At 68.5% G+C, this 17986-nt stretch carries 23 protein-coding genes and 2 pseudogenes; 9 read left to right on the top strand and 16 right to left on the bottom strand.

Going from position 1 to position 17986, the window contains the following annotated elements:
- From ACZ4MF_RS46860 to ACZ4MF_RS46850, 3 genes and pseudogenes are all read left to right on the top strand, one after another.
- A pseudogene (locus ACZ4MF_RS46860) lies at positions 1-187 on the top strand (zinc-binding dehydrogenase); the annotation flags it as partial.
- A gap of 60 nt (positions 188-247) precedes the next feature.
- Positions 248-1123, top strand: coding sequence for a patatin-like phospholipase family protein (locus tag ACZ4MF_RS46855; protein WP_467500293.1), 876 nt, complete (start codon positions 248-250; stop codon positions 1121-1123).
- Entirely contained in the window at positions 1120-2181 is a 1062-nt protein-coding gene (locus ACZ4MF_RS46850) for a 1-acyl-sn-glycerol-3-phosphate acyltransferase (protein ID WP_467500291.1), read from the top strand. Before ACZ4MF_RS46855 ends, ACZ4MF_RS46850 begins: the two co-directional genes overlap by 4 nt.
- 94 nt (positions 2182-2275) lie before the next feature.
- Here ACZ4MF_RS46850 and ACZ4MF_RS46845 read toward each other — a convergent pair whose 3' ends face one another.
- Entirely contained in the window at positions 2276-2470 is a 195-nt protein-coding gene (locus tag ACZ4MF_RS46845; RefSeq protein WP_467500289.1) for a hypothetical protein, read from the bottom strand.
- Between the two features lie 249 nt (positions 2471-2719).
- Positions 2720-3064, bottom strand: coding sequence for a helix-turn-helix transcriptional regulator (locus ACZ4MF_RS46840; protein WP_450673248.1), 345 nt, complete (start codon positions 3062-3064; stop codon positions 2720-2722).
- A 116-nt stretch (positions 3065-3180) separates the two neighbouring features.
- Here ACZ4MF_RS46840 and ACZ4MF_RS46835 point away from each other — a divergent pair, with 116 nt between their 5' ends.
- A complete protein-coding gene (locus ACZ4MF_RS46835; RefSeq protein ID WP_467500287.1) occupies positions 3181-3948 on the top strand; it encodes an ANTAR domain-containing protein in 768 nt (255 codons plus the stop codon).
- A gap of 314 nt (positions 3949-4262) precedes the next feature.
- Complete coding sequence (locus ACZ4MF_RS46830; protein ID WP_143076795.1) at positions 4263-4418, top strand: DUF6131 family protein; 156 nt, start codon at positions 4263-4265, stop codon at positions 4416-4418.
- 137 nt (positions 4419-4555) lie between these two features.
- Here ACZ4MF_RS46830 and ACZ4MF_RS46825 read toward each other — a convergent pair whose 3' ends face one another.
- From ACZ4MF_RS46825 to ACZ4MF_RS46785, 9 genes are all read right to left on the bottom strand, one after another.
- Positions 4556-4729, bottom strand: coding sequence for a CsbD family protein (locus ACZ4MF_RS46825; RefSeq protein WP_351579029.1), 174 nt, complete (start codon positions 4727-4729; stop codon positions 4556-4558).
- 130 nt (positions 4730-4859) lie between these two features.
- The gene (locus ACZ4MF_RS46820; protein WP_467500284.1) at positions 4860-5294 is read right to left on the bottom strand and encodes a gas vesicle protein K; all 435 of its coding nucleotides are present in this window, start codon (positions 5292-5294) and stop codon (positions 4860-4862) included.
- Complete coding sequence (locus ACZ4MF_RS46815; RefSeq protein WP_356039974.1) at positions 5291-5524, bottom strand: gas vesicle protein; 234 nt, start codon at positions 5522-5524, stop codon at positions 5291-5293. Before ACZ4MF_RS46815 ends, ACZ4MF_RS46820 begins: the two co-directional genes overlap by 4 nt.
- Positions 5521-6345: a GvpL/GvpF family gas vesicle protein gene (locus tag ACZ4MF_RS46810; protein ID WP_467500282.1), complete on the bottom strand. Its 825-nt coding sequence runs from the start codon at positions 6343-6345 to the stop codon at positions 5521-5523. Before ACZ4MF_RS46810 ends, ACZ4MF_RS46815 begins: the two co-directional genes overlap by 4 nt.
- The gene (locus ACZ4MF_RS46805) at positions 6338-6766 is read right to left on the bottom strand and encodes a gas vesicle protein (protein ID WP_467500295.1); all 429 of its coding nucleotides are present in this window, start codon (positions 6764-6766) and stop codon (positions 6338-6340) included. The genes ACZ4MF_RS46810 and ACZ4MF_RS46805 overlap by 8 nt, the downstream gene beginning before the upstream one ends.
- Positions 6767-6787: 21 nt before the next feature.
- Positions 6788-7042, bottom strand: coding sequence for a gas vesicle protein GvpG (locus ACZ4MF_RS46800; RefSeq protein ID WP_356039980.1), 255 nt, complete (start codon positions 7040-7042; stop codon positions 6788-6790).
- Positions 7043-7054: 12 nt separating this feature from the next.
- On the bottom strand, positions 7055-7768 hold the full coding sequence (locus tag ACZ4MF_RS46795; protein WP_467500280.1) for a GvpL/GvpF family gas vesicle protein: 714 nt from the start codon (positions 7766-7768) through the stop codon (positions 7055-7057).
- A 2-nt stretch (positions 7769-7770) separates the two neighbouring features.
- On the bottom strand, positions 7771-8265 hold the full coding sequence (locus ACZ4MF_RS46790; RefSeq protein ID WP_467500278.1) for a gas vesicle structural protein GvpA: 495 nt from the start codon (positions 8263-8265) through the stop codon (positions 7771-7773).
- A 33-nt stretch (positions 8266-8298) separates the two neighbouring features.
- The gene (locus ACZ4MF_RS46785) at positions 8299-8655 is read right to left on the bottom strand and encodes a gas vesicle protein GvpO (protein WP_467500276.1); all 357 of its coding nucleotides are present in this window, start codon (positions 8653-8655) and stop codon (positions 8299-8301) included.
- A gap of 146 nt (positions 8656-8801) precedes the next feature.
- Here ACZ4MF_RS46785 and ACZ4MF_RS46780 point away from each other — a divergent pair, with 146 nt between their 5' ends.
- From ACZ4MF_RS46780 to ACZ4MF_RS46770, 3 genes and pseudogenes are all read left to right on the top strand, one after another.
- Positions 8802-9605 (top strand): histone protein, encoded by an 804-nt coding sequence (locus tag ACZ4MF_RS46780; RefSeq protein ID WP_467500274.1) that lies wholly within the window; start codon positions 8802-8804, stop codon positions 9603-9605.
- A 3-nt stretch (positions 9606-9608) separates the two neighbouring features.
- Positions 9609-10550 carry an SRPBCC family protein gene (locus tag ACZ4MF_RS46775; protein WP_467500272.1) on the top strand — a complete coding sequence of 314 codons (942 nt, stop codon included), beginning with the start codon at positions 9609-9611 and terminating at the stop codon, positions 10548-10550.
- 404 nt (positions 10551-10954) lie between these two features.
- Positions 10955-12116, top strand: a pseudogene (locus tag ACZ4MF_RS46770) (IS3 family transposase).
- A gap of 73 nt (positions 12117-12189) precedes the next feature.
- Here ACZ4MF_RS46770 and ACZ4MF_RS46765 read toward each other — a convergent pair.
- From ACZ4MF_RS46765 to panD, 5 genes are all read right to left on the bottom strand, one after another.
- Positions 12190-13080, bottom strand: a complete 891-nt coding sequence (locus ACZ4MF_RS46765) for an EamA family transporter (protein ID WP_467500271.1) — start codon at positions 13078-13080, stop codon at positions 12190-12192.
- A gap of 171 nt (positions 13081-13251) precedes the next feature.
- The gene (locus ACZ4MF_RS46760) at positions 13252-14340 is read right to left on the bottom strand and encodes a hypothetical protein (protein ID WP_467500269.1); all 1089 of its coding nucleotides are present in this window, start codon (positions 14338-14340) and stop codon (positions 13252-13254) included.
- A complete protein-coding gene (locus ACZ4MF_RS46755) occupies positions 14337-15089 on the bottom strand; it encodes a TauD/TfdA family dioxygenase (protein ID WP_467500267.1) in 753 nt (250 codons plus the stop codon). Before ACZ4MF_RS46755 ends, ACZ4MF_RS46760 begins: the two co-directional genes overlap by 4 nt.
- Positions 15090-15137: 48 nt before the next feature.
- Positions 15138-16538 carry a DUF6002 family protein gene (locus ACZ4MF_RS46750; RefSeq protein ID WP_467500265.1) on the bottom strand — a complete coding sequence of 467 codons (1401 nt, stop codon included), beginning with the start codon at positions 16536-16538 and terminating at the stop codon, positions 15138-15140.
- Between the two features lie 146 nt (positions 16539-16684).
- Entirely contained in the window at positions 16685-17104 is a 420-nt protein-coding gene (gene panD, locus ACZ4MF_RS46745) for an aspartate 1-decarboxylase (RefSeq protein WP_467500263.1), read from the bottom strand.
- A 385-nt stretch (positions 17105-17489) separates the two neighbouring features.
- Here panD and ACZ4MF_RS46740 point away from each other — a divergent pair, with 385 nt between their 5' ends.
- Positions 17490-17792, top strand: coding sequence for a hypothetical protein (locus ACZ4MF_RS46740; RefSeq protein ID WP_467500262.1), 303 nt, complete (start codon positions 17490-17492; stop codon positions 17790-17792).
- Positions 17793-17986 lie beyond the last annotated feature (194 nt).

The raw sequence follows: 17986 nt of genomic DNA, 5'->3' as shown, positions 1-17986 counted from the left end.
GGGAGCATGCCAGAAGCGCTCTCCGAGGCCGTCGGCCTCATCGCACGGGGAAAGCTCCGTATCCCGGTCGAGAAGTCGTACCCGCTCGATGAGGCTGCGGCGGCGTACCCGCTCAATGAGGCCGCGGCGGCGCACATCGACAGCCAGGTCCGGCCACACACGCGGACGCCGGGTCCTGGTCATCTGAACGCCGGAGGCGGCTCTCGCGCCGGTGGTTGACGGCGTCGTACCGGGGCACCCTTCGGCCATGGAGGACAGCCGTCCAGCCCACCCATCGACCCGCGCCTTCGTGCTGGGCGGCGGCGGTGCGCTCGGCGCCTACGAGGTCGGCATGCTCAAGGCGCTCTTCGCCGCCGCCGTACACCCGGACGTCGTCGTCGGCACCTCCGTCGGCGCGATCAACGGCGCAGCCGTCGCCGCCGATCCGTCGCGGGCGTCGGTGGCCCGGCTCGCCGACCTGTGGACCGGCCTTGGACGTGCCGGCGTGTTCTCCGGATCACTGCTCAGACGGATGAGCACCGTCGTGCGCAGTGGCACTCACATGTACCACCCCACACCGCTGCGCGAACTGCTCTCCTCCCACCTTCCGGTGACAGACATCGAGGATCTGGCCCTGCCGTTCCAGTGCGTGGCGGCGAACATCGAGCGGGCCGCCGAGCACTGGTTCGCCGCCGGGCCGCTGGTGGATGCCGTGCTCGCTTCGTGCGCAGTACCCGGGCTGCTACCGCCCGTCCGCCTTGACGGCGAGCACTACGTCGACGGCGGTCTGGTCAACAGCATCCCCGTCGGCCGCGCGGTGGCCCTCGGTGCGACCGAGGTCTATGTGTTGCAGGTCGGCCGCGTCGAGCGAGCCCTCTGCCCGCCGCGGGCCCCCTGGCAGGTGGCCCTGGTGGCGTTCGAGATCGCTCGCAGACACCGATTCGCCCGGGACATGGCGGACCTGCCGCCCGGTGTCACGGTCCGCGTGCTGCCGTCGGGCTCGGGTCCCGAAGAAGGCACAGCCACCCTGCGGCAGTTGCGCCACCGCAGCTTCGGCCGGACCGCCGATCGCATCGAGCGCGCCTACGCCGCCTCCTCCCGCTATCTCGAGACCGCTCTCAGCACACCCGACGGCGAGCCATGACCGATGCGAGGACGTCCCGAAGACACGCGGCGCGGCTGGCCGGGGCGCTGGTAACCGGGCTGCGCCGCACCGCCACCGCCACGCTGCTGTTCGCCCTCATCCCGACGGTGGCCGCGCTCGTCGTCGCCGCAGGCGTGCTCTGCGCGCCGGTCTCACTCGCCACACGCGGCCCGTGGAAACCGGTGCGGATCACCAGCTTCGCGCTTTTCTACCTCCTGGTGGACTTGGCCGGGCTGATGGCCGCCGCCATTTTGTGGGTGCGACAGCTGCCCGACAAACAGAACCGCGAGGAGCGACGCACCGCGGAGGCATTCGCCGTGCTGGAGCGGCTGCTGCGGCTGCTACGACGCGCGGCCGAGCGAGTCTTCCGGCTCCAGGTGGAAGTGAGGCCCCCGCCACCAGGCGAGACCGGACACGCCGTGGTACCGGTCCTGGTCTTCGTACGGCACGCCGGGGTCGGCGATTCCTTCCTGCTGCTCCAGATATTGCTCAGCCGGGCCGGGTTGCGCCCGCACACCGTTCTGAAGCGGACGCTCCGCGCCGACCCCGCTCTCGACGTCCTCATCGGGCGAGTCCCCCACTGCTTCCTCCCGCCCCTCGACGGCCGCGCCGAGGACGCGATCGGGGACCTGGCGGCCAAGCTGGGACCGGGCGACGCCCTCGTGATCTTTCCGGAGGGCGGCAACTTCACACCGCGCCGCCGCCGGCGCGCGATCGCCTCACTGCGCCGCCGGGGATTGCCGCGGCGGGCATCCCGCGCGGAACAGATGCGCCATGTCCTCCCACCGCTGGACGCCGGCGCACTCGCCGCGATCGCCGCCGCGCCCGCGGCCGACGTGGTCTTCGTCGCCCACACCGGCCTCGACGTCGTCCACTCGGCGCGCACCGTTTGGAACCGGCTGCCGCTCCGCGACGGCGTGCGAGCACGCTGGTGGCGCATACCCGCGAGCCGCGTCCCGCTGGGCGACGATGCCCGCAGCGAGTGGCTGCTCACCCAGTGGGCCCGCGTCGACCACTGGATCGCCGACCACGCCACCCCAGACGCGGCGCACGCGTGAGCCCTGGCGGCTTCCAAGTCCTCGTCGCCCGATGAACGACTCCCGGGCAAAACCCAGGGCTGAGGCACCCGGCCGGTCGGCACAGGCACCACGACTATGGCTGCTCGCTTTCTGCCTCCCGCTGCTCTTCCATGCGCTGCCTTATCCGTTCGACGGTTTCGGGGGAAATCTCTCCACCTGAGGCAGGTATCAGTTCGTCAGGGTCGAAACGCCGCTCGCGTTCGGCGTCCCGGCGTTTCGTGCCGCCGGCGTCGGCCTCGGGCCTCTCTTTGTCAGGTGAATCCCGCATCAGTGTCACCTCGCAACGTCGACCAGCGAGCCCTCTGTCAACTTTCCCTCGGATGCCATGGGACCCAGCGCAGCCTCGGCGGCACTGGGCCCCTTCATCATTCTGTTGACTGCTCAGGAGCCACGTAGAACGTGGCGCGGGCGGGCCTTCAGCCGAGGTCCCCCGGGCAGCGATATTCATCCGCAGAGGACCGACCCGTGACTCGAGCCCGACCGGCAAGCCGCGCCTGCCCGCAACTGACCGCTGCCCTCACGTGTCGGGCCGGACGTGGTCGCCAAAACCTCGGCGCTCGTCCTCGTCCCTGACCAGCACCGACAGCAGGGAGGCCACAGTCAGGCCTGCCTCGGCCGGATGGCGAAGGACCCTGTCCGGGTCGATGCTGTACCGATTGACGCGGCCGACCCGGGTATGCGACAGGTACCCGTTCTGCTCCAGGTCCACGATGATCTTTTGAACAGCGCGTTCCGTGAGCCGGCAGCGCGCCGCGATGTCACGGACGCGCGCGTTGTGGTTGTCGGCGATGCTGGCCAGTACCCGCGCGTGGTTGGTCAGGAACGTCCACCCGTTGTGCGGTTCGGGCACTCCATCAGCCATGACTCCATCGTACGACCGTACGTTCACGTACTCCAAAGTACGAACTTGGATTCGTGCAGGGCTTGACGCTCATGGGGTACGGGCGAGCCTGGAGGAGACATGCGGAGGAGGCGAGCATGAACCAACCGCCCCAGAACAGGTCCCCCGCAAGCGACGAAACCGACGGCACACTGTCGCCCTGCACGACTCTGCTCGTGCAGGCGGGGCCGCCCGGCGTCCGCGTGACCGTCGCCGTGAGCGGGAAGTTCTGCCTCGACAACAGTCAGCGCCTTAAGCACGCCCTCAGCGAGGCCCTCGCGAAGTCGGAGGAGGGCGTGGACCTCGACCTCGGCGAACTCATGTTCGTGGACTGCTCCGCGCTCAACGTACTCCTGACCGCTCGCCGCGACGCGCTCACGACGGGAAAAACGATCACCGTCACCGAGGCCAGCCCCGCCACGGAACGCCTGCTGGCCTACACCGACACCTACCCCCTCTTCTCCCCCGCGCACGACCACGCCCACCCGGCCGCCGGCAGGCCCGGCCGGATGCGCGAGGGCCCCGAGGACGGCCTCCTGCAGACGGAGGTGGTCCAGTTGCGGCGTGCGCTGCGGACCCGGCCGGAAATAGACCTGGCACGCGGCATCCTCATGGCCTCCTTCGGCCTGAACGCGGACGAGGCGTGGAAGGTACTGGTCGCGGCATCACAGAACACCAACACCAAACTGCACCTCCTGGCCGAAGACGTGGTCACCACCGTGCAGGGCACGTCTCTGCCGGACCCGGTCCAAAGGCAGCTCACGGCAGCCGTCGCCCGCACACGTCGGGCCGACGGACACCCCCGGCACCGCACCCGCGGAGGTCAGACCCGGCGCCCGATGCTCCAAGGCCAGGAGCATGCATAGACCGGGTGCACGTCACTCGGTGCGTGCGCAGGACGGCTGAGGGCCGAAGTGCCACTCCGGCGTCGAACACTGCTGCTGCCCCGTAGGGAGGCAGTCGGGGGCAAGGCCAAGCCCGACGGCGGGGCCCGGTCACAGGCCGATACCCAAGCGCCCTCACGGGCCAGCTCACGAGGTCGCCCTGCCGCCAACGGGCGGGCCATCGACACCACGAAGGACTGGGGTGTGCTCCAGATTTTCGCCGCACCGCCGATGAAAGGAACCATTTTCCGGGAACCCGTGAACGAGGAGCCGCTACCCATCGCAGGAGGCACGCCATGATCGCACTCGGGATCATTCTGCTCATAGTCGGTTTCGTCACAGGAATATCGATCCTGTGGACCATAGGCCTCATTCTGGCGGTGGTCGGAATCGCCTTGTGGGCCATGGGTTCGATGGGGCACGCAGTCGCCGGCCGACGTCACTACTGGTGATTTTGACGGCGTTCCGTCCGCCTCCGATCCGGACGCTCGTCATGCCATGAGCCCCGCTGGATCAGACTGGTGACGTGCGACTTGACTGCAGAGGGGCGGGATCCGGATTTCAGGGATCCCGCCCAGGACTTTCCTGCTCAGTGCTTGAATACGTCCTTGGTCTTCTCCTTGGCCTGACGCGCTGCGCCCTTCGACTTCTTGGCCTGTCCCTCAGCCGTCATCCGCTCGTTGCCCACGGTGCGTCCGACCGCCTCTTTGGTCTTGCCTGCGGCTTCTTCCATCTTGCCCTTGGCCTTTTTCTCTACAGCCATCGTTGTTCACTCTCCTAGCCATGGGAGGTTGTGGACACCCACGTCGGGTACCCCATATCTCGCAGGAAAACAACCGTCACTGCGGCGGGGACGCGTCGCACCCATTGCGCGATCACGACCGCGGGACCGCTCAGGAAGGGGTGTCACTTGCGCGATCAGGGGGAAGGAGGGGGCCGAGCGGGCCCAGGTCCAAGTTGAGGTCCTCCATGGTCAGGCCGTAGCGGGTGCAGAGCTCGGACATCCGGTCGTGGAGGATCATGAGAGTGGAACCGAGCCGTTCTTCCTGCTCCTCGGTGAGATCGCCTTGGTCAACGCGGTGCAACGCCTGGCGCTCCATGAGTTGCCGCAGCAGTTCAACCAGGGTGAGGACAAGCCGGACCAGGTCCCGTTCGACGGTGTCCGGGTCGGTACTGATGCGGCGGGCGGGGCGCGGTGACGGACGGGCCGGTGTGGTGACGTCGGGTACCGCGGACAGCAGCCGGCAGGCCCGGGCGGCCGCTTCGGCGACCTCGCCCATACGGTCGGGCGGATCGGTGTGCCCGCCCCCGGCGACCACACCCGTCATGACGCCTCCCCGGGGCGTGTCGGCGTCATCCATGGTGACGGGTTCTGGGCGCTCACAGAGACGATCAGAGCCCGCAGTGAGATGCGCACCAGGTCGATGTCGGCGATCGACAGGACCACGTCCCCGGTGAGGACGACACCGCCGCTCAGCAGGCGGTCGAGCAGGTCGATGAGGGCCACCTGGCGCTGCGCCAGCGGCTCGGCCCCGGGCGAGTGCGTCACGTCGTTCATGGCGCCCGGTCCGATGCGGATGACTGCGTGCCCGGCGGGGCGACGAAGGAGTACGGCGCCCAGGGTCCAGTGACGTCGATCCGCACACCGGACAGTCCCTGGGCGACCTCAAGCACCCGCGTCCGGAAGCCTGCCGCCGCCTCACGCGAGAGGAGGTAGGCGTCGTTGACGACGTTCTCACCGGCGTCAGCGGCGAGTTCTCCTTGCTGTACCCGGTGCCGGGCGTGGCCCGCCGCCATGGTGTGGCCGATCGCTTCGACGCGTTCGGCGGCCTGCCGGGCGGCCCTGTAGGCCTCGTCGCGCGAGTGCCGCTGGGAGCGGCGAGCGCGCAGATAGGCCCGGCCCGGACCGAGCCCGCCGACCGTGCCGACCGCGCCCGCCTCACCGGTGGCCTGTGCGCCCGGCTGCGGTTCCACGTAGATCTTCACGCCCCACTCGAGATGTCCTGCCAGCCGCCGAAGGGCGCGGGAGAGCCCGTCCGCCTCCTCGCGCAGCATGGTCCCCACCCGTTTGTCATCCAGGTACACCGTGGCGAGCCGCAGGGGCAGGACGGTGGTGTGTGCGGCCAGGGCCTCGATCACCGCGTGGTGAGCGCGGGCGACGGCCTCGAGCCAGTCCAGGTCCTCCAGATGGCGTCGCAGGGCGCTCTCCTGGAAGTCCTGGGCGGGCACCGAACTGACAGCAGCCGTCAGTTCGCTCCCGAATTCTTCCCGTACCAGGCGAACGGACGCCCCCGCCACGCCCTTCACATCGCCCAGGGCCTCGGCAAGCCCGTCCGCGGTGCGTAGCACGGCGTAGGCATAGGTGACCGGATCAGTCATCGGCAGCCCCGTTCCGGTGTCGAGTGGTGGAGGACCTCGGGCGGCGCCGTGCGGCGGTCCGCTCCTCGTCCGGCGGCAGCTCACGCTCGCCTTTCAGCGTCTCGATCTCTGCGTGCAACCGTCTGTTCTCTTCGGCCAGCGCTCGCTCGCCAGGCCGGGAGGAAAGCGACGGATCATGCTCCCACCAGTCAATTCCCATTTCCCTGGCTTTGTCGACGGAGGCGACGATGAGCCGGAGTTTGACGGTGAGCAACTCGATGTCCAGGAGATTGATCCGGATGTCCCCGGCGATGACGATCCCCTTGTCCAGGACGCGCTCGAGGATGTCGGCCAGGTTCGCGGAGGAGCCTTGTCCGTACCCGTACGAGGCCGTGGCCCTGGACGGGTACGCGCTCAGCCGGTTCGCAGGGGATTCCGACACCGCAGCCACCTCGATTCCAGCTCAGGGAGCGGGGTTGCCCCGCCAGTAGGCTGTGATCTCCTCCAGACGGTCCAGGAGCCGGTCCTCGTGCTCGTCGAAGGTCTTCTGATCGATGCGGCCCTCAAGCAGTGCCCGCTCCAGCGCGGCCAGTTCACGCTCGACGGGCTCGGGGTCGTAGTACTCCCGCTCGGCGGCCTCGATCACCCGGTCGACAACCCAGCCCACGCCCCGCACGGGCGCCAGCGGGAAGGTGAGGAGCTGAGACAGCAGGCCCATGAGCTGCGCCTCTCAGACGAAACTGTACGGGGGCAGCGGGCCACGTAGTCGGACCTCGCATTCCTCGCCCAGTTGGTTGGCCAGTCTGATCCCCGCGGCTTGGAACATTTCCTCCTTGTCCGCCGGGACCAGAAAGGAGATGTTGAGGAAGTCACGGCCGCCGGGGGGCGAGGGGGTCTCGTCGCGCGCGTACGGGCGCAGAGCCTCGACGATGCCCGTGGCGAGCGCCTGTTGCCGAACCTCGGCTTCCCGCGCGACCAGTTCGCCGAGCGCAACTGACATCTGCGGGGTGCCGTTGCCACCGCGAGTGGCGGCGTTCAGTTCACGGGCCTCCTCGGACTCCAGCAGGATCCGGCGCAGCAGCGCCCCTTCCTCCCAGGAGACCTTCAGGTTGTACTCCCTGGCCCCTTCCAGGCTTCGCAGCCGTTCCTGGTATTCGTCCGCCCTGTCCTCCAGGGCTGCGCGTACGGCTTCGTCGCTCTCGGCCGTCATGCCGAACTGCAGCGGCAGTACGGCGCCCTCGGCCATCAGCCGCTCCTGGACTTCCTGGTGAGCCAGCACATCACGCCGCCGGGCACGCAGGTCCTCGGGCGCGTCGCTGACGACCGCACACAGCGAACCGTTTGTCACTGTGCGCAGTGGGCTGGAAGGCTCGCCGACGCCGTGGACGTCGTCCAGCCGCATCGGGTGGTCCTTCGAGGTGATGGAGTAGACGTAGACGGCCATGGTCACTCCCTCTGCCGCCGGGAAGCCCTCCTGGCCTGTCGACGACGCTGTTGCCGGGGCTCCTCCTCGTATTCGGGCTCCTCCTGTTCACCTTCGCCGTCCTCGTACTCCTCCTCGTCTTCATCCGCGTCATCCGCTTCACCGCCGTCACCTGTCAGGGTGTCCTTGACGGCCTCGACGGCGCCGGTGAGAGCCCCCTTGGACTTGCCCTCCGCCCCGCCTTCGGTGATCTCGCCGACGAGATCGGTGAGCTGGGTGGGCTGTTTGCTACCTGTTTCGAGGTCGAGGCGGTTGCAGGCCTCGGCGAAGCGAAGGTAGGTGTCCACACTGGCAACGACAATGCGGGCGTCGATCTTGAGTATCTCGATACCGACGAGGGACACACGGACGAAGACGTCTATGACGAGGCCGCGGTCCAGAATCAGGTCCAGGACGTCGTACAGGCTGCTCGTGCTACCGCGCGAGAGGCTGCTTTCGCCCTGCGGCACCACAGTCATGGCGCCTCCCTTCACCACCCCCACGTGCATAAATCAGCGACGCCGGTCGATCTGGCCGCGCGTGTAGCGGCGGGTCCGTTCATACGCCAGCAGTTCGCCCTCCGCATCCAGCCTGACGTGGTAGGTGCCGAGCACGCTGGTGGTCTCGGGGACTCGCTCCAGCTCGAGTACCTCGACATCCGCCTCCCATCCCTCCTCGGTCGGCTTGATTGCCGACACCGACTCGGGGGCGCGTCCGAGGAGTTCCTCCAGCTGCCGGGCGGCGGAGCGCATGGCCCAGGCCGCCGAGTGCTGGGCGGATTTCCGGCTGCGCCCGGTGCGGCGTGTGGTGTCGTCACTGTGGGAGGGGCGCCTGCCACTCCCCGTGCTGTCCTTGTCTGAGGCGGGCATGTTCCCAACTCCGTTGCTGGAGCGGCACCCCCCATCACTCAAATGTACTATTTCACCATATGCACCTTGAAAGTGTGCCGCGACGGGCCGCCGGTGGCCGCGCGCCGCCGTGCGACCGCGCAGCGGCTCGCCGGAGGGAATGATCGATGAACGATTCAACGAAGATCGCTCTCGCTGCCGCAGTCGCCGGCGGCTATGTCCTCGGCCGGACCAAGAAGGGGCGACTCGCCTTCGGACTGGCCACCTATCTCGCGGGCCGCCGTTTCGGCCTGGAACCCCAGCAACTGCTCAGTGACGGGCTCCGCAAGCTCCAGGAGATCCCCCAGGTCGCCGACCTCAACGAGCAGGTGCGGGGCGAATTCAAGGACGCGGGCCGCAAGGCTCTAGCGGCTGCTGCCGACCGCAAACTCGGCGACCTCGCGGACGCCCTGCACGAGCGGACCGCACGCATCGGAAGCGAGAGGCGAGAGGAAGGCGAGGAAGAAGAGCACGAGCCGGAGGCCGAAGAAGAGTACGAGGACGTCGAGGAGGAGGACGGGGAGGAAGAGGAACCCGGCGAAGAAGAACCGGAAGAGGAAGAGGAACAGCCCCGGGCCAAGAAGCCCATCTCCAGGCGTCGGCGTCCCGGCCACAGGGCTGAAGACACCCAGGAGGAGCCGCGCAGCCACCGCCGCACAGCCAAACGTCCGTCCGCACGCCCTACGCCGCGAAAGGCGCCGGCGCGTAAGACCACCGCCAAGAAGGCACAGCCGGCGAAGAAGACGACCACGAAGAAAGCGGCTCCGGCCAGGAAAACCGCGGCGAAGAAAACCGCGGCTCCGGTGAGAAAGGCCGCGGCGAGGAAGACTGCCGCACCGGCCAGGAAGAGCGCGGCGAAGAAAGCCGCCCCCAGGAAGAGTGCCCCGAAGAAGGCGGCGACCAAAAGGGCGTCCACCACGCGGCGGAGGTAGGCCATGGCCAGGACGGCACAGAAGACCGGGCGGGACGAACCCTCCGGCCTCGACCGGTTGCGTGACGAACTCGTCGACTACGCCGGTGCGCAGGTCGAGCATCTCGCGGACCTGGCGGGCGACAAAGTGGAAGACCTCACCGACCAGTTGCTGGACGTGGCCGAGAACGGCGGCGTGCTCCCCAAAGTCGGCGTCCGCGTCCTCCAGGGGGACTCACCTCTCAAGGCCCTGATCGGCGAGAAGGCGAAAGATATCAAGGACAGCGCGGCCGAGAAGGTTTCGAGCCTGTTCGGCGGCGGCAAGGGTAGCAGGTCCGGTAATCCCAAGGTCACGACCATCATCGAGCATTTGGATGTGGGCGTCCCCATACGCGTCGCCTACGACCACTGGACCCGGTTCGAGAAGTTCAGCTCCTTCACCAAAGGCGTGCGCAGCGTGTCACAAGGTGACGAAACCAGCAGTGACTGGAAGGTAAAGGTGGGTCCGTCCACCCGTTCCTGGAAGGCCACCATCCAAGAACAGATCCCGGACGAGCGCATCATGTGGACTTCGGACGGCGCCAAAGGCAGCACCCGAGGCTGCGTCAGCTTCCACGAAATCACGCCCACGCTCACGCACATCGTGCTCGTCGTCGAGTACTACCCTTCGGGGTTCTTCGAGAAAACCGGCAACCTTTGGCGCGCCCAGGGCCGCCGACTCCGGCTCGACGCCAAACACTTCCAGCGCTACGTCACCCTCTCGGACGAGGACGCCGACGGCTGGCGCGGCGAGATCCGCCAGGGCGAGGTGGTGCGCACTCACGAAGAGGCACTGGAAGAGGAAGAAGGCGAGTACGAGGACGAAGAACCCGAAGAAGAGGAAGAGGAAGAGGCACCGGAGGACGAATACCCCGAGGACGAAACAGAAGACGAATACGAAGACGAGTATGGAGACGAGGAGGCATGAAACCATAACGATGCAGGGCACCTCGCAGAGAATCGCCATGCTGATTTGATCTCCGTGTGGCTGTTGTCCGCGAAACGGGGTGACGCCAGCAGCCGTCCGCGGTTCAGTCACCGAACGCCTTCCCGATGCCTACGCCCGGCTCAATGTGCATGGCTTGCCACAGGCGGCAGTGACGCATGTCCCGCCCCATCAGTTCCGAACCGCTCAGACACCACACCAACCATAAGTCTCCCCCTGCTCGCAATCCGAACCAGAGGAGCCTGAACTCGATCATTCATGAGGGCCCGTCAGCTTACTGACGGACCCTTTGTGGTGAGTGTTGATGGGGTTTAGAGGGTCTGCTGCACGATCGGGTGACATCTGAACTGGCCGGCCCTGTAGGGCGGTTGGATAAGGATGTCGCTGTGCCCAAGCCTTATCCGGAACAGTTCCGCCAGGACGTCGTGCGGGTCGCGAGGAATCGCGGCCCGGGTGTGACGGTGGAGCAGGTGGGCACCGACTTCGGGGTCCACCCGATGACGCTGTGGAAGTGGATGCGCCGGGCGGATATCGACGACGGGGCCAAGACGGGGGTGACCAGCCAGGAGAGCGCGGGACTGCGGGAAGCACGTCGGCGGATCAAGCTGCTGAGCAGGAGAACGAGGTCCTGCGCCGGGCCTCGGCCTATCTGTCGCAGGCGCATCTGCCGGGAAAGGGACCTGCCCGCTCGTGAGAGAGCCGGCCGTGGACGGGGTGCCCGTCACGGTGACGTGCCGGGTGCTCAAGCTCGCCGGACAGCCGTGCTGCCGCTGGCCGGGCAAGCCGGTGGCCGACGCCGTGCTGGAGGAGGCGTATCGCGCGAACGCGCTGTTCGACGCCCACCGCGACGACCCGGGGTTCGGCCACCGCTTCCTGGCCGATGAAGCGCGTGGTGCCGGGGCTCGTCTGGCGGACCGGACCGTGTGGCGGGTCTGCCGGGACAGCCGCTGGTGGAGCGTGTTCGGCCAAAGCCGCGGCAGGGGCAAGAAGGCCGGCCCGCCGGTGCACGATGATCTCGTGAGCCGCGACTTCACCGCGGATGGCCCGAACCGGCTGTGGCTCGCCGGCATCACCGAGCACGCCACCGGCGAGGGAAAGCTGTACCTCTGCGCGATCAAGGACGTCTTCGGCAACAGGATCGTCGGCTACTCCATCGCCGCGTGGATGAAGTCCCGCCTCGCCGTGACCGCCCTGGACAACGCCGTTGCCCGGCGTCAGGACGTCGGCGGGTGCGTTCTGCACACCGATCGTGGAGCGCAGTTCCGGTCACGGAGATCCGTCCGGGCACTCGACGGCCACGGGATGGCCGGTTCGGCAGGAAGGGCCGGGGCGGCAGGCGGCAACGCGGCCATGGAGTCCTTTGTCAGCCTGCTGCAGAAGAACGTCCTCGACCGCCGTCCGTGGGCCACCCGCCAGGAACGGCGCATCGCGATCGCGACCCGGATCGAGAGGACCCACCACCGACGCCGCCGACAAGCCTCACTCGGCCGGCTGACCCCCGTCGCATACGCAACCGTCACGACCACACCGGCCCTCCACGCCGCGTGACCGAACCTGCCACCCGCCCCTGCAGCAGACCCGCACGACGCCCACGGCCAATCGCCGACCCATCAGACACGCTCTAGTCAGCGGGTGCTCGGGGCGTCGGCTCGTTGCCGGTGTCGCTCGGCGTCCCGGGCGTGGTTGGCCTGCGGGGGCGGCCCGGGGTGCGGGTGGTGCCGATGGAGGCGAGGGCTACGGCGAGCACTCCGGCCCATTGCGTGGGGGCGAGGTGTTGGCCGAGGAGGAGCAGGCCGATGAGCGCTCCGACGGCGGGTTCGAGGCTGGTGAGGATGCCGAAGGTGCGGGGTGGCAGGCGACGCAGGGCTTCGAGGTGGAAGGTGTAGGGGAGGACGCTGGAGAGTACGGCGACGGCGGTGGCCAGGGCGAGGGTGCCGGGGGCCATGAGCCGGGTGCCACCCTGTGCGATGCCGTAGGGCAGGCTCAGCAGGGACCCCCAGATGACGGCGAGGGCCAGTCCGCGCCCGTCGGGGACGCGTTCGACCAGGCGTTTGCCGACGAGGATGTAGCCGCCCCAGCAGCACCCGGCGAGAGAGGCGAAGGCGAGTCCCGAGGCGTTGAGCGGGATCCCGGAGTGGCTGAGCAGCACGACGCCGGCGGCGGCCAGGCAGGCCCAGAGCAGATCGGTGGCACGGCGCGAGCCGAACAGGGCGATGGCGAAGGGGCCGAGGAACTCCATGGTCGTGGCGGCACCCAGCGGGAGGCGGTCGACCGCTTCGTAGTAGCTGAGGTGATGGACGGCGAGCAGGGTGCCGGCGGCGGCCGCGGTGCCGAGTGTGGCCCGGTCCCAGCGCGGTCCCGGCCGCCACAGGGCGGTGAGGACGACTGCGGCGATGCACAGGCGCAAGGTCACCACTCCCGCCGGTCCCACGGTCGGGTAGAGCCGGGTGGCGAGGGCGGCCCCGCACTGCAGGCCGATCACGCCGCCCATGACCAGCCCGGGAGCAGGCATGGCGCCCAGTCCTCGGCTGATCGCCGCGACAGCGTGCGCACGGCGAGTGTGAAGCTGACTGATGAGTGGCCTCCTTGAGCATCGGTACGTCGCAAGGCGCGCAGGTGTTCCGTTCCAGCGATTGGTGTGGCGCGGGGCCGCGCGGCCCGTCCGGCGCGCGGCCCGGCTGTCTCAAGCGACCGGCTGCGCCCGCAACTTCTCGCGAAGGTCGAGCAGTTGCCGCGCCAGCAGCTCCATGTCCTGCGATTCGTGCACCTGCGGTACGTCGGCACGTTGTGCAGCGAGGACCTGCCGGGCCCGCTCGCCGAAGCGGACGTCGCCCGAGGGCGTGACCACGACGCCGTCACGCTCGGCCATCCGCATCTGCCACGCCACGGCGTCCTCGGTGGTGAGACCGTCGGGCAGGTCGAGTGTGATCCGGTCACCGTGGATGTGGACGGGGTAGCCGCCCGGCAGGCCCAGAGGCCCGGGAAGGTCGGCGCGTACCTCGGCACCGGCCGCCAGGCGTGCGGCGAGCACGGCCGCGGTGTGGCCGGTCACCGCGTTCAGTTCTTCGCGGGAGCACGCGCGGTGACCGGCAAGCAGTTCGCCCACGCCCTCCACCGGCCGGTCGTCGAGCCATACCCGGGCCTCGTCCGACGGGTGGGCGGGAGCGTACAGGTGGGCGTGGTGGGCGAGGACCCGCAATCGCTCACCGGTCTGCGGTCGCACGGCGGCGTGGAGCGAGGCGGACAGCGTGGCGGAGTTCCCCACGCCGCAGAACACGGGCAGATTCTCGGCATGCAACAGGGGATTGACCGCGTCCGGATAACAGGCGTTCACGAACAGCGCCGTGCTGCCGCTGTCCTGGATCGCGCGCGCCACCTCCCGGGCGAGAACCGCGTGCAACGGCAGACCGATGCCGAACCCGCCGGCGGCGAGCAGCGCGGTCCAGGCCGAGGGAGCGCGTGTGCTCTCCCACGGCGACTGCAGCGAGGCGCAGTTGATGACGACACGTGGCCGTAGGCGCAGCAGCGCGCCCGCGATGGCGCTGCGGTCTGAGGCGCCGAGAGCCTCGGCCGTGAACCGGGTGGTGGATGCAGAGGCCGCGGCTCGTGCGCTCGCGATGCAGGCGATCTCGTCCGCGGCCCGGGCGGAGCGGGCGAGCACCGTCACCGTGCTGGGCGGCGATTGGGCAGCGACCGCCAGCGAGTAGCAGATGCTGCGGGCCAGTGAGCCGCCGCCCACCACGGCGATGCCCGCAGGTGCGGTGGCGGTCACTCCGTGCCCCGATGAGCGATCTGGATGCGGCGGAGGTGGCGGCCGGTGTCGGTGAACGCGTTGCGGGCGTGCAGCATGCGCCAGTTGTCGAAGACGAGCATGTCCCGCCGCTCGTACTGGATGGCCACGTGCTCGCGCTCGAAGTGGTTCTTGGCATCTTCGAGCAGTGGTCCGATCCGGTCGTCGTCACCGCGCACCAGGTTGTTGAAGGAGTAGCGGACGATGGTGCCGTCGGGGTGGTCCTCGATGACCGGATGCTCAGGGTGCAGGTCGAGGCCCAGGTGCCGCATCGCGTCGGTGGTCTCCCAGTCCCAGATGCGCTCGCGCAGGTACGCACGGTCGGCCTCGGCCAGCGACCCGGCCCAGGCGCGGGCGTCGGCGATCGTGGTTTCGCCGCCCGCGCCGGTGTTGGGAGTTTCGCACCACAGGGCGAGGTAGCGCGGGGGCAGCCCCTCGAAGTCGTAGCCCTCGGAGTGCGGATAGAGGGGTTTGGTGTTGCCCGCGTGGTAGAACTCCTCCATTCCCGGCTCCGGCCGGACGTCGCCGACCAGGACCCCGGTGTACTGGGGCACGAAATCACCGAGCCGCTTGCAGAAGGCCACCGGGTCGAAGGTTTCGGGCACACTGCTCATGAAGACGTAGCCGTGACGCTCCATCAGGCCGTGGAAGCTCTCCCACACCATGTCGTCGGCCAGCGGCGCGCCGTTGAAGTCGGTGAGGGACAGCAGACTGTCCGGGTGCCTGGGCATGACTGCTCCTGTTCGTACGGGTTCCTGGTTCCGGCAGGCGGGGCGACGTCAGTGGGCGGATGCCGCGCGGACCGCGTCCTCCACGTGACCGGCGAGGGTGGTCACGTCCGCGGCTGTGAGACGGTGGTGGTCTGGCACCGGGCGGTAGTCCTGGTCGCCGTAACTGCCGGAGCCGTGGATCAGCACGTCCTCGCTGTCGGGGAGCAGCCCGCGATCGGCGGCGTTGAGGGTTCCGGTGACGGCCATGACGAGCGACCACTCGCGCAGACGCCGGGGATCGGCGGGCAGCGAGACGTCGGCGGCAGCCAGGAGGCCGCGTACTTCGGCGTACCGGCTCAGGCACTCGTGCAGCGAGACGACGAGGCCGCCTCCGCCCTGCGTCGCGATGAGGGGATCCATCTGCGCGGAGGTGACCGGGCGGCGGGTGTAGAAGGTGGGATCGAGCTGTTCCTCGGGATCGAAGGTCGTCGCCGGGAAGTGCGGGTCGGCCTCCTGCCGGTACAGCCCCTCGGACGGTTCGAAGCGGTAGACGGGCAGATTCCCGCGGTCGTGGGTGCCATGGCGGAGGCTGAGCACCATGTCCGGGGTGCCGAGGTGCTGGACGAGGAAGTAGCGGGCCCGTGGCAGTGTTCGTCCACCGCTCTCCGCGACCGTGCGGTGTCCGAGATCGTGCCCGAGCAGCCCGAAGGCGCTGGAGACGGAGTGCACATGGGTCCGGGTGCCGGTGACGGTGCCGCTGTCTCTCTGGGGCAACAGGTCCCGTTCGGCAAATGCGCGGATCATGTCCGCGGCCCGGTAGTTGTCCAGCCCGAGGGTGTACCAGACACGGACTCCGTATTGCCGCCAGAGGCGTTCCGCGTGCTCGGCGGTGAACGCGGCGGCCAGTTCCTTGACCGAGGCGGGCTCCTCGGAACCGTGCACCACCAGCGGGTTGCGACGCCGCAGCAGGGCGTCCTCGCTCAACGGTGACGACCACAGCTTGGCAGTGGACACATCGGGGACAACGCTGGCGATCTGCAGCTGATCCTGCGTCACCAGACCGGAGACGATGGCCCGATGCACGGCGTCACGCAGAGCCGTGGCCTTGTTCGCGGACGAGGGGGTGACGATCAGGATGCGCTCGCCGGTCTCGGTGATATGCCGCACCGCCCGGGCGACGATGGTCAGCGAGGCGAGCGTCTTGGTGGTACGCGTCCCAGGGTTCCGCATCAGGTCGAGCAGACGCAGGGAGAGACCACGGTAGGAGGCCAGTTCGGCGATGCCGATGTCCGACACCGAGAAGAACTGCTCAAGGGCGAGGCTGGGTTCGGGCAGACGAAACGTGGGTGAGAACGCTTCGCCGCTGCCGGCACGGTCGCGTTCGAGAGCGGACAGTGCGTGCTGCAGTTCCTCGTGGTAATGCGTGAGGGCGTTCGTCAGGACCGTGGGTGCGGAGAGCGCGGTGGTCAAGTCATTCCCGTTCAGGTCGAGATGCGGCCGATGAGGAGACGGAAGACGGGGAGGTGGAGAGATGCGGGATATGGGGAGAGCTACGCGGGAGGCGAGGGAGTACGGCACGGACCCCGGCGCGGTGTGCGGTCCCGGGGCCCGTCCGGTCAGGCGCCGGCTATCCGGTCTCCGCGAACAAGGCCGCTCCCGGGCGGCACTTCGGCCGCGTCCCCGCCGAAACCGGTGATCTTGTTCTTGCCGTCGACGAAGACGACCCTCGGCTCGAACTCGTCGGCTTCCTGTGGTGTGACAGCGGCGTACGACACGATCAGGACCAGATCCCCCACCTGGGCCTGACGCGCCGACGGGCCGTTGACGCCGATCACGCCGGAGCCCCTGGGCCCTTCGATCACGTAGGTCGACAGACGGGCGCCGTTGGTGACGTTGACCAGGTCGACCTTCTCGTGGCGGCGGAGGCCCGCCGCCTCCATCAGATCGAGGTCGATCGTGATGGATCCGACGTAGTTGAGGTGGGACTGGGTGACGGTGGCGCGGTGGATCTTGGCTTTGAGTATCTCGAAATACACGATGGCCCTTCGCGGTTGCGTCTGTTCAGGCAATGGATCCCGATGTCGCGACGTAGTGGAGCGTGACATGACGAAAACATGGCCACAACCCCCGACGATCAACGAAATCCGAAGCAGCGGAGCGGTGTTGGCCTTGCAAAACGCAGGCAGATTCCGATGTGCGGCCATCTTCGCGGTGTTGGGTTTCCGTGGCACCGTGTGAGCTCCGGGTCACGTCTTTGCTGGCTCTTTGCAGCCTGACAAGGGGAACATCGACCTGGCGGAACCGGTGCGGAGCCGAGCTCGGGCAGTAACGCGTCCTGACCCCGGGACCTCCCCCTGGGTGGTGGACACACTGATACCGGATCTGCTTGATCCGGAGGAAGCGAGAAGACCGCCGACGGCCATGAAGGACTACTCGGACGAGTTCAAGGCCGATGCCGTGGCCCTGCACGAGTCCCCCGTGAGTGGCCGCGGCGTGGCCAGGCACTGCTCGCACAACGGCGACAGGGGCCGCCCCGTCTTCCTCGGCTATTTCGCGCTCTGCCTACTGGTCACCTGGGCGGTCTACCTGAAGGCTGCCGGCGGAGAGGCCGGCGGGGGTGCGAGGCGGAGGGGGCTGCCTTCGGACGGCTTCTCCGGCTCGGGCGGGAGCGGTTGGCTCTTCTGCCTGCTCTCGGAACTCAGCCGTGGTCCCTCGATGCAGTAGCGCGGGGCGGCTTCCCCGTCACCGGCCGGGAGTGACCCCGCCGCTCCCATCAGGTCTGTCAGGCCCACCGCCGCTTCCGTGAACGCCAGTGCGGTGGTGGGAGGGCGTCCTGGATGCGCACCGAACTGACCTGCTCGATGGCGGCGAGGCCGGCGATGAACTTCCGTTCCTGCTCGTCGTCTGACCGCAGTTTG

The sequence above is a fragment of the Streptomyces sp. NPDC025793 genome (genome assembly GCF_055558375.1).
This window is presented reverse-complemented; position numbering and strand designations above follow the sequence as displayed.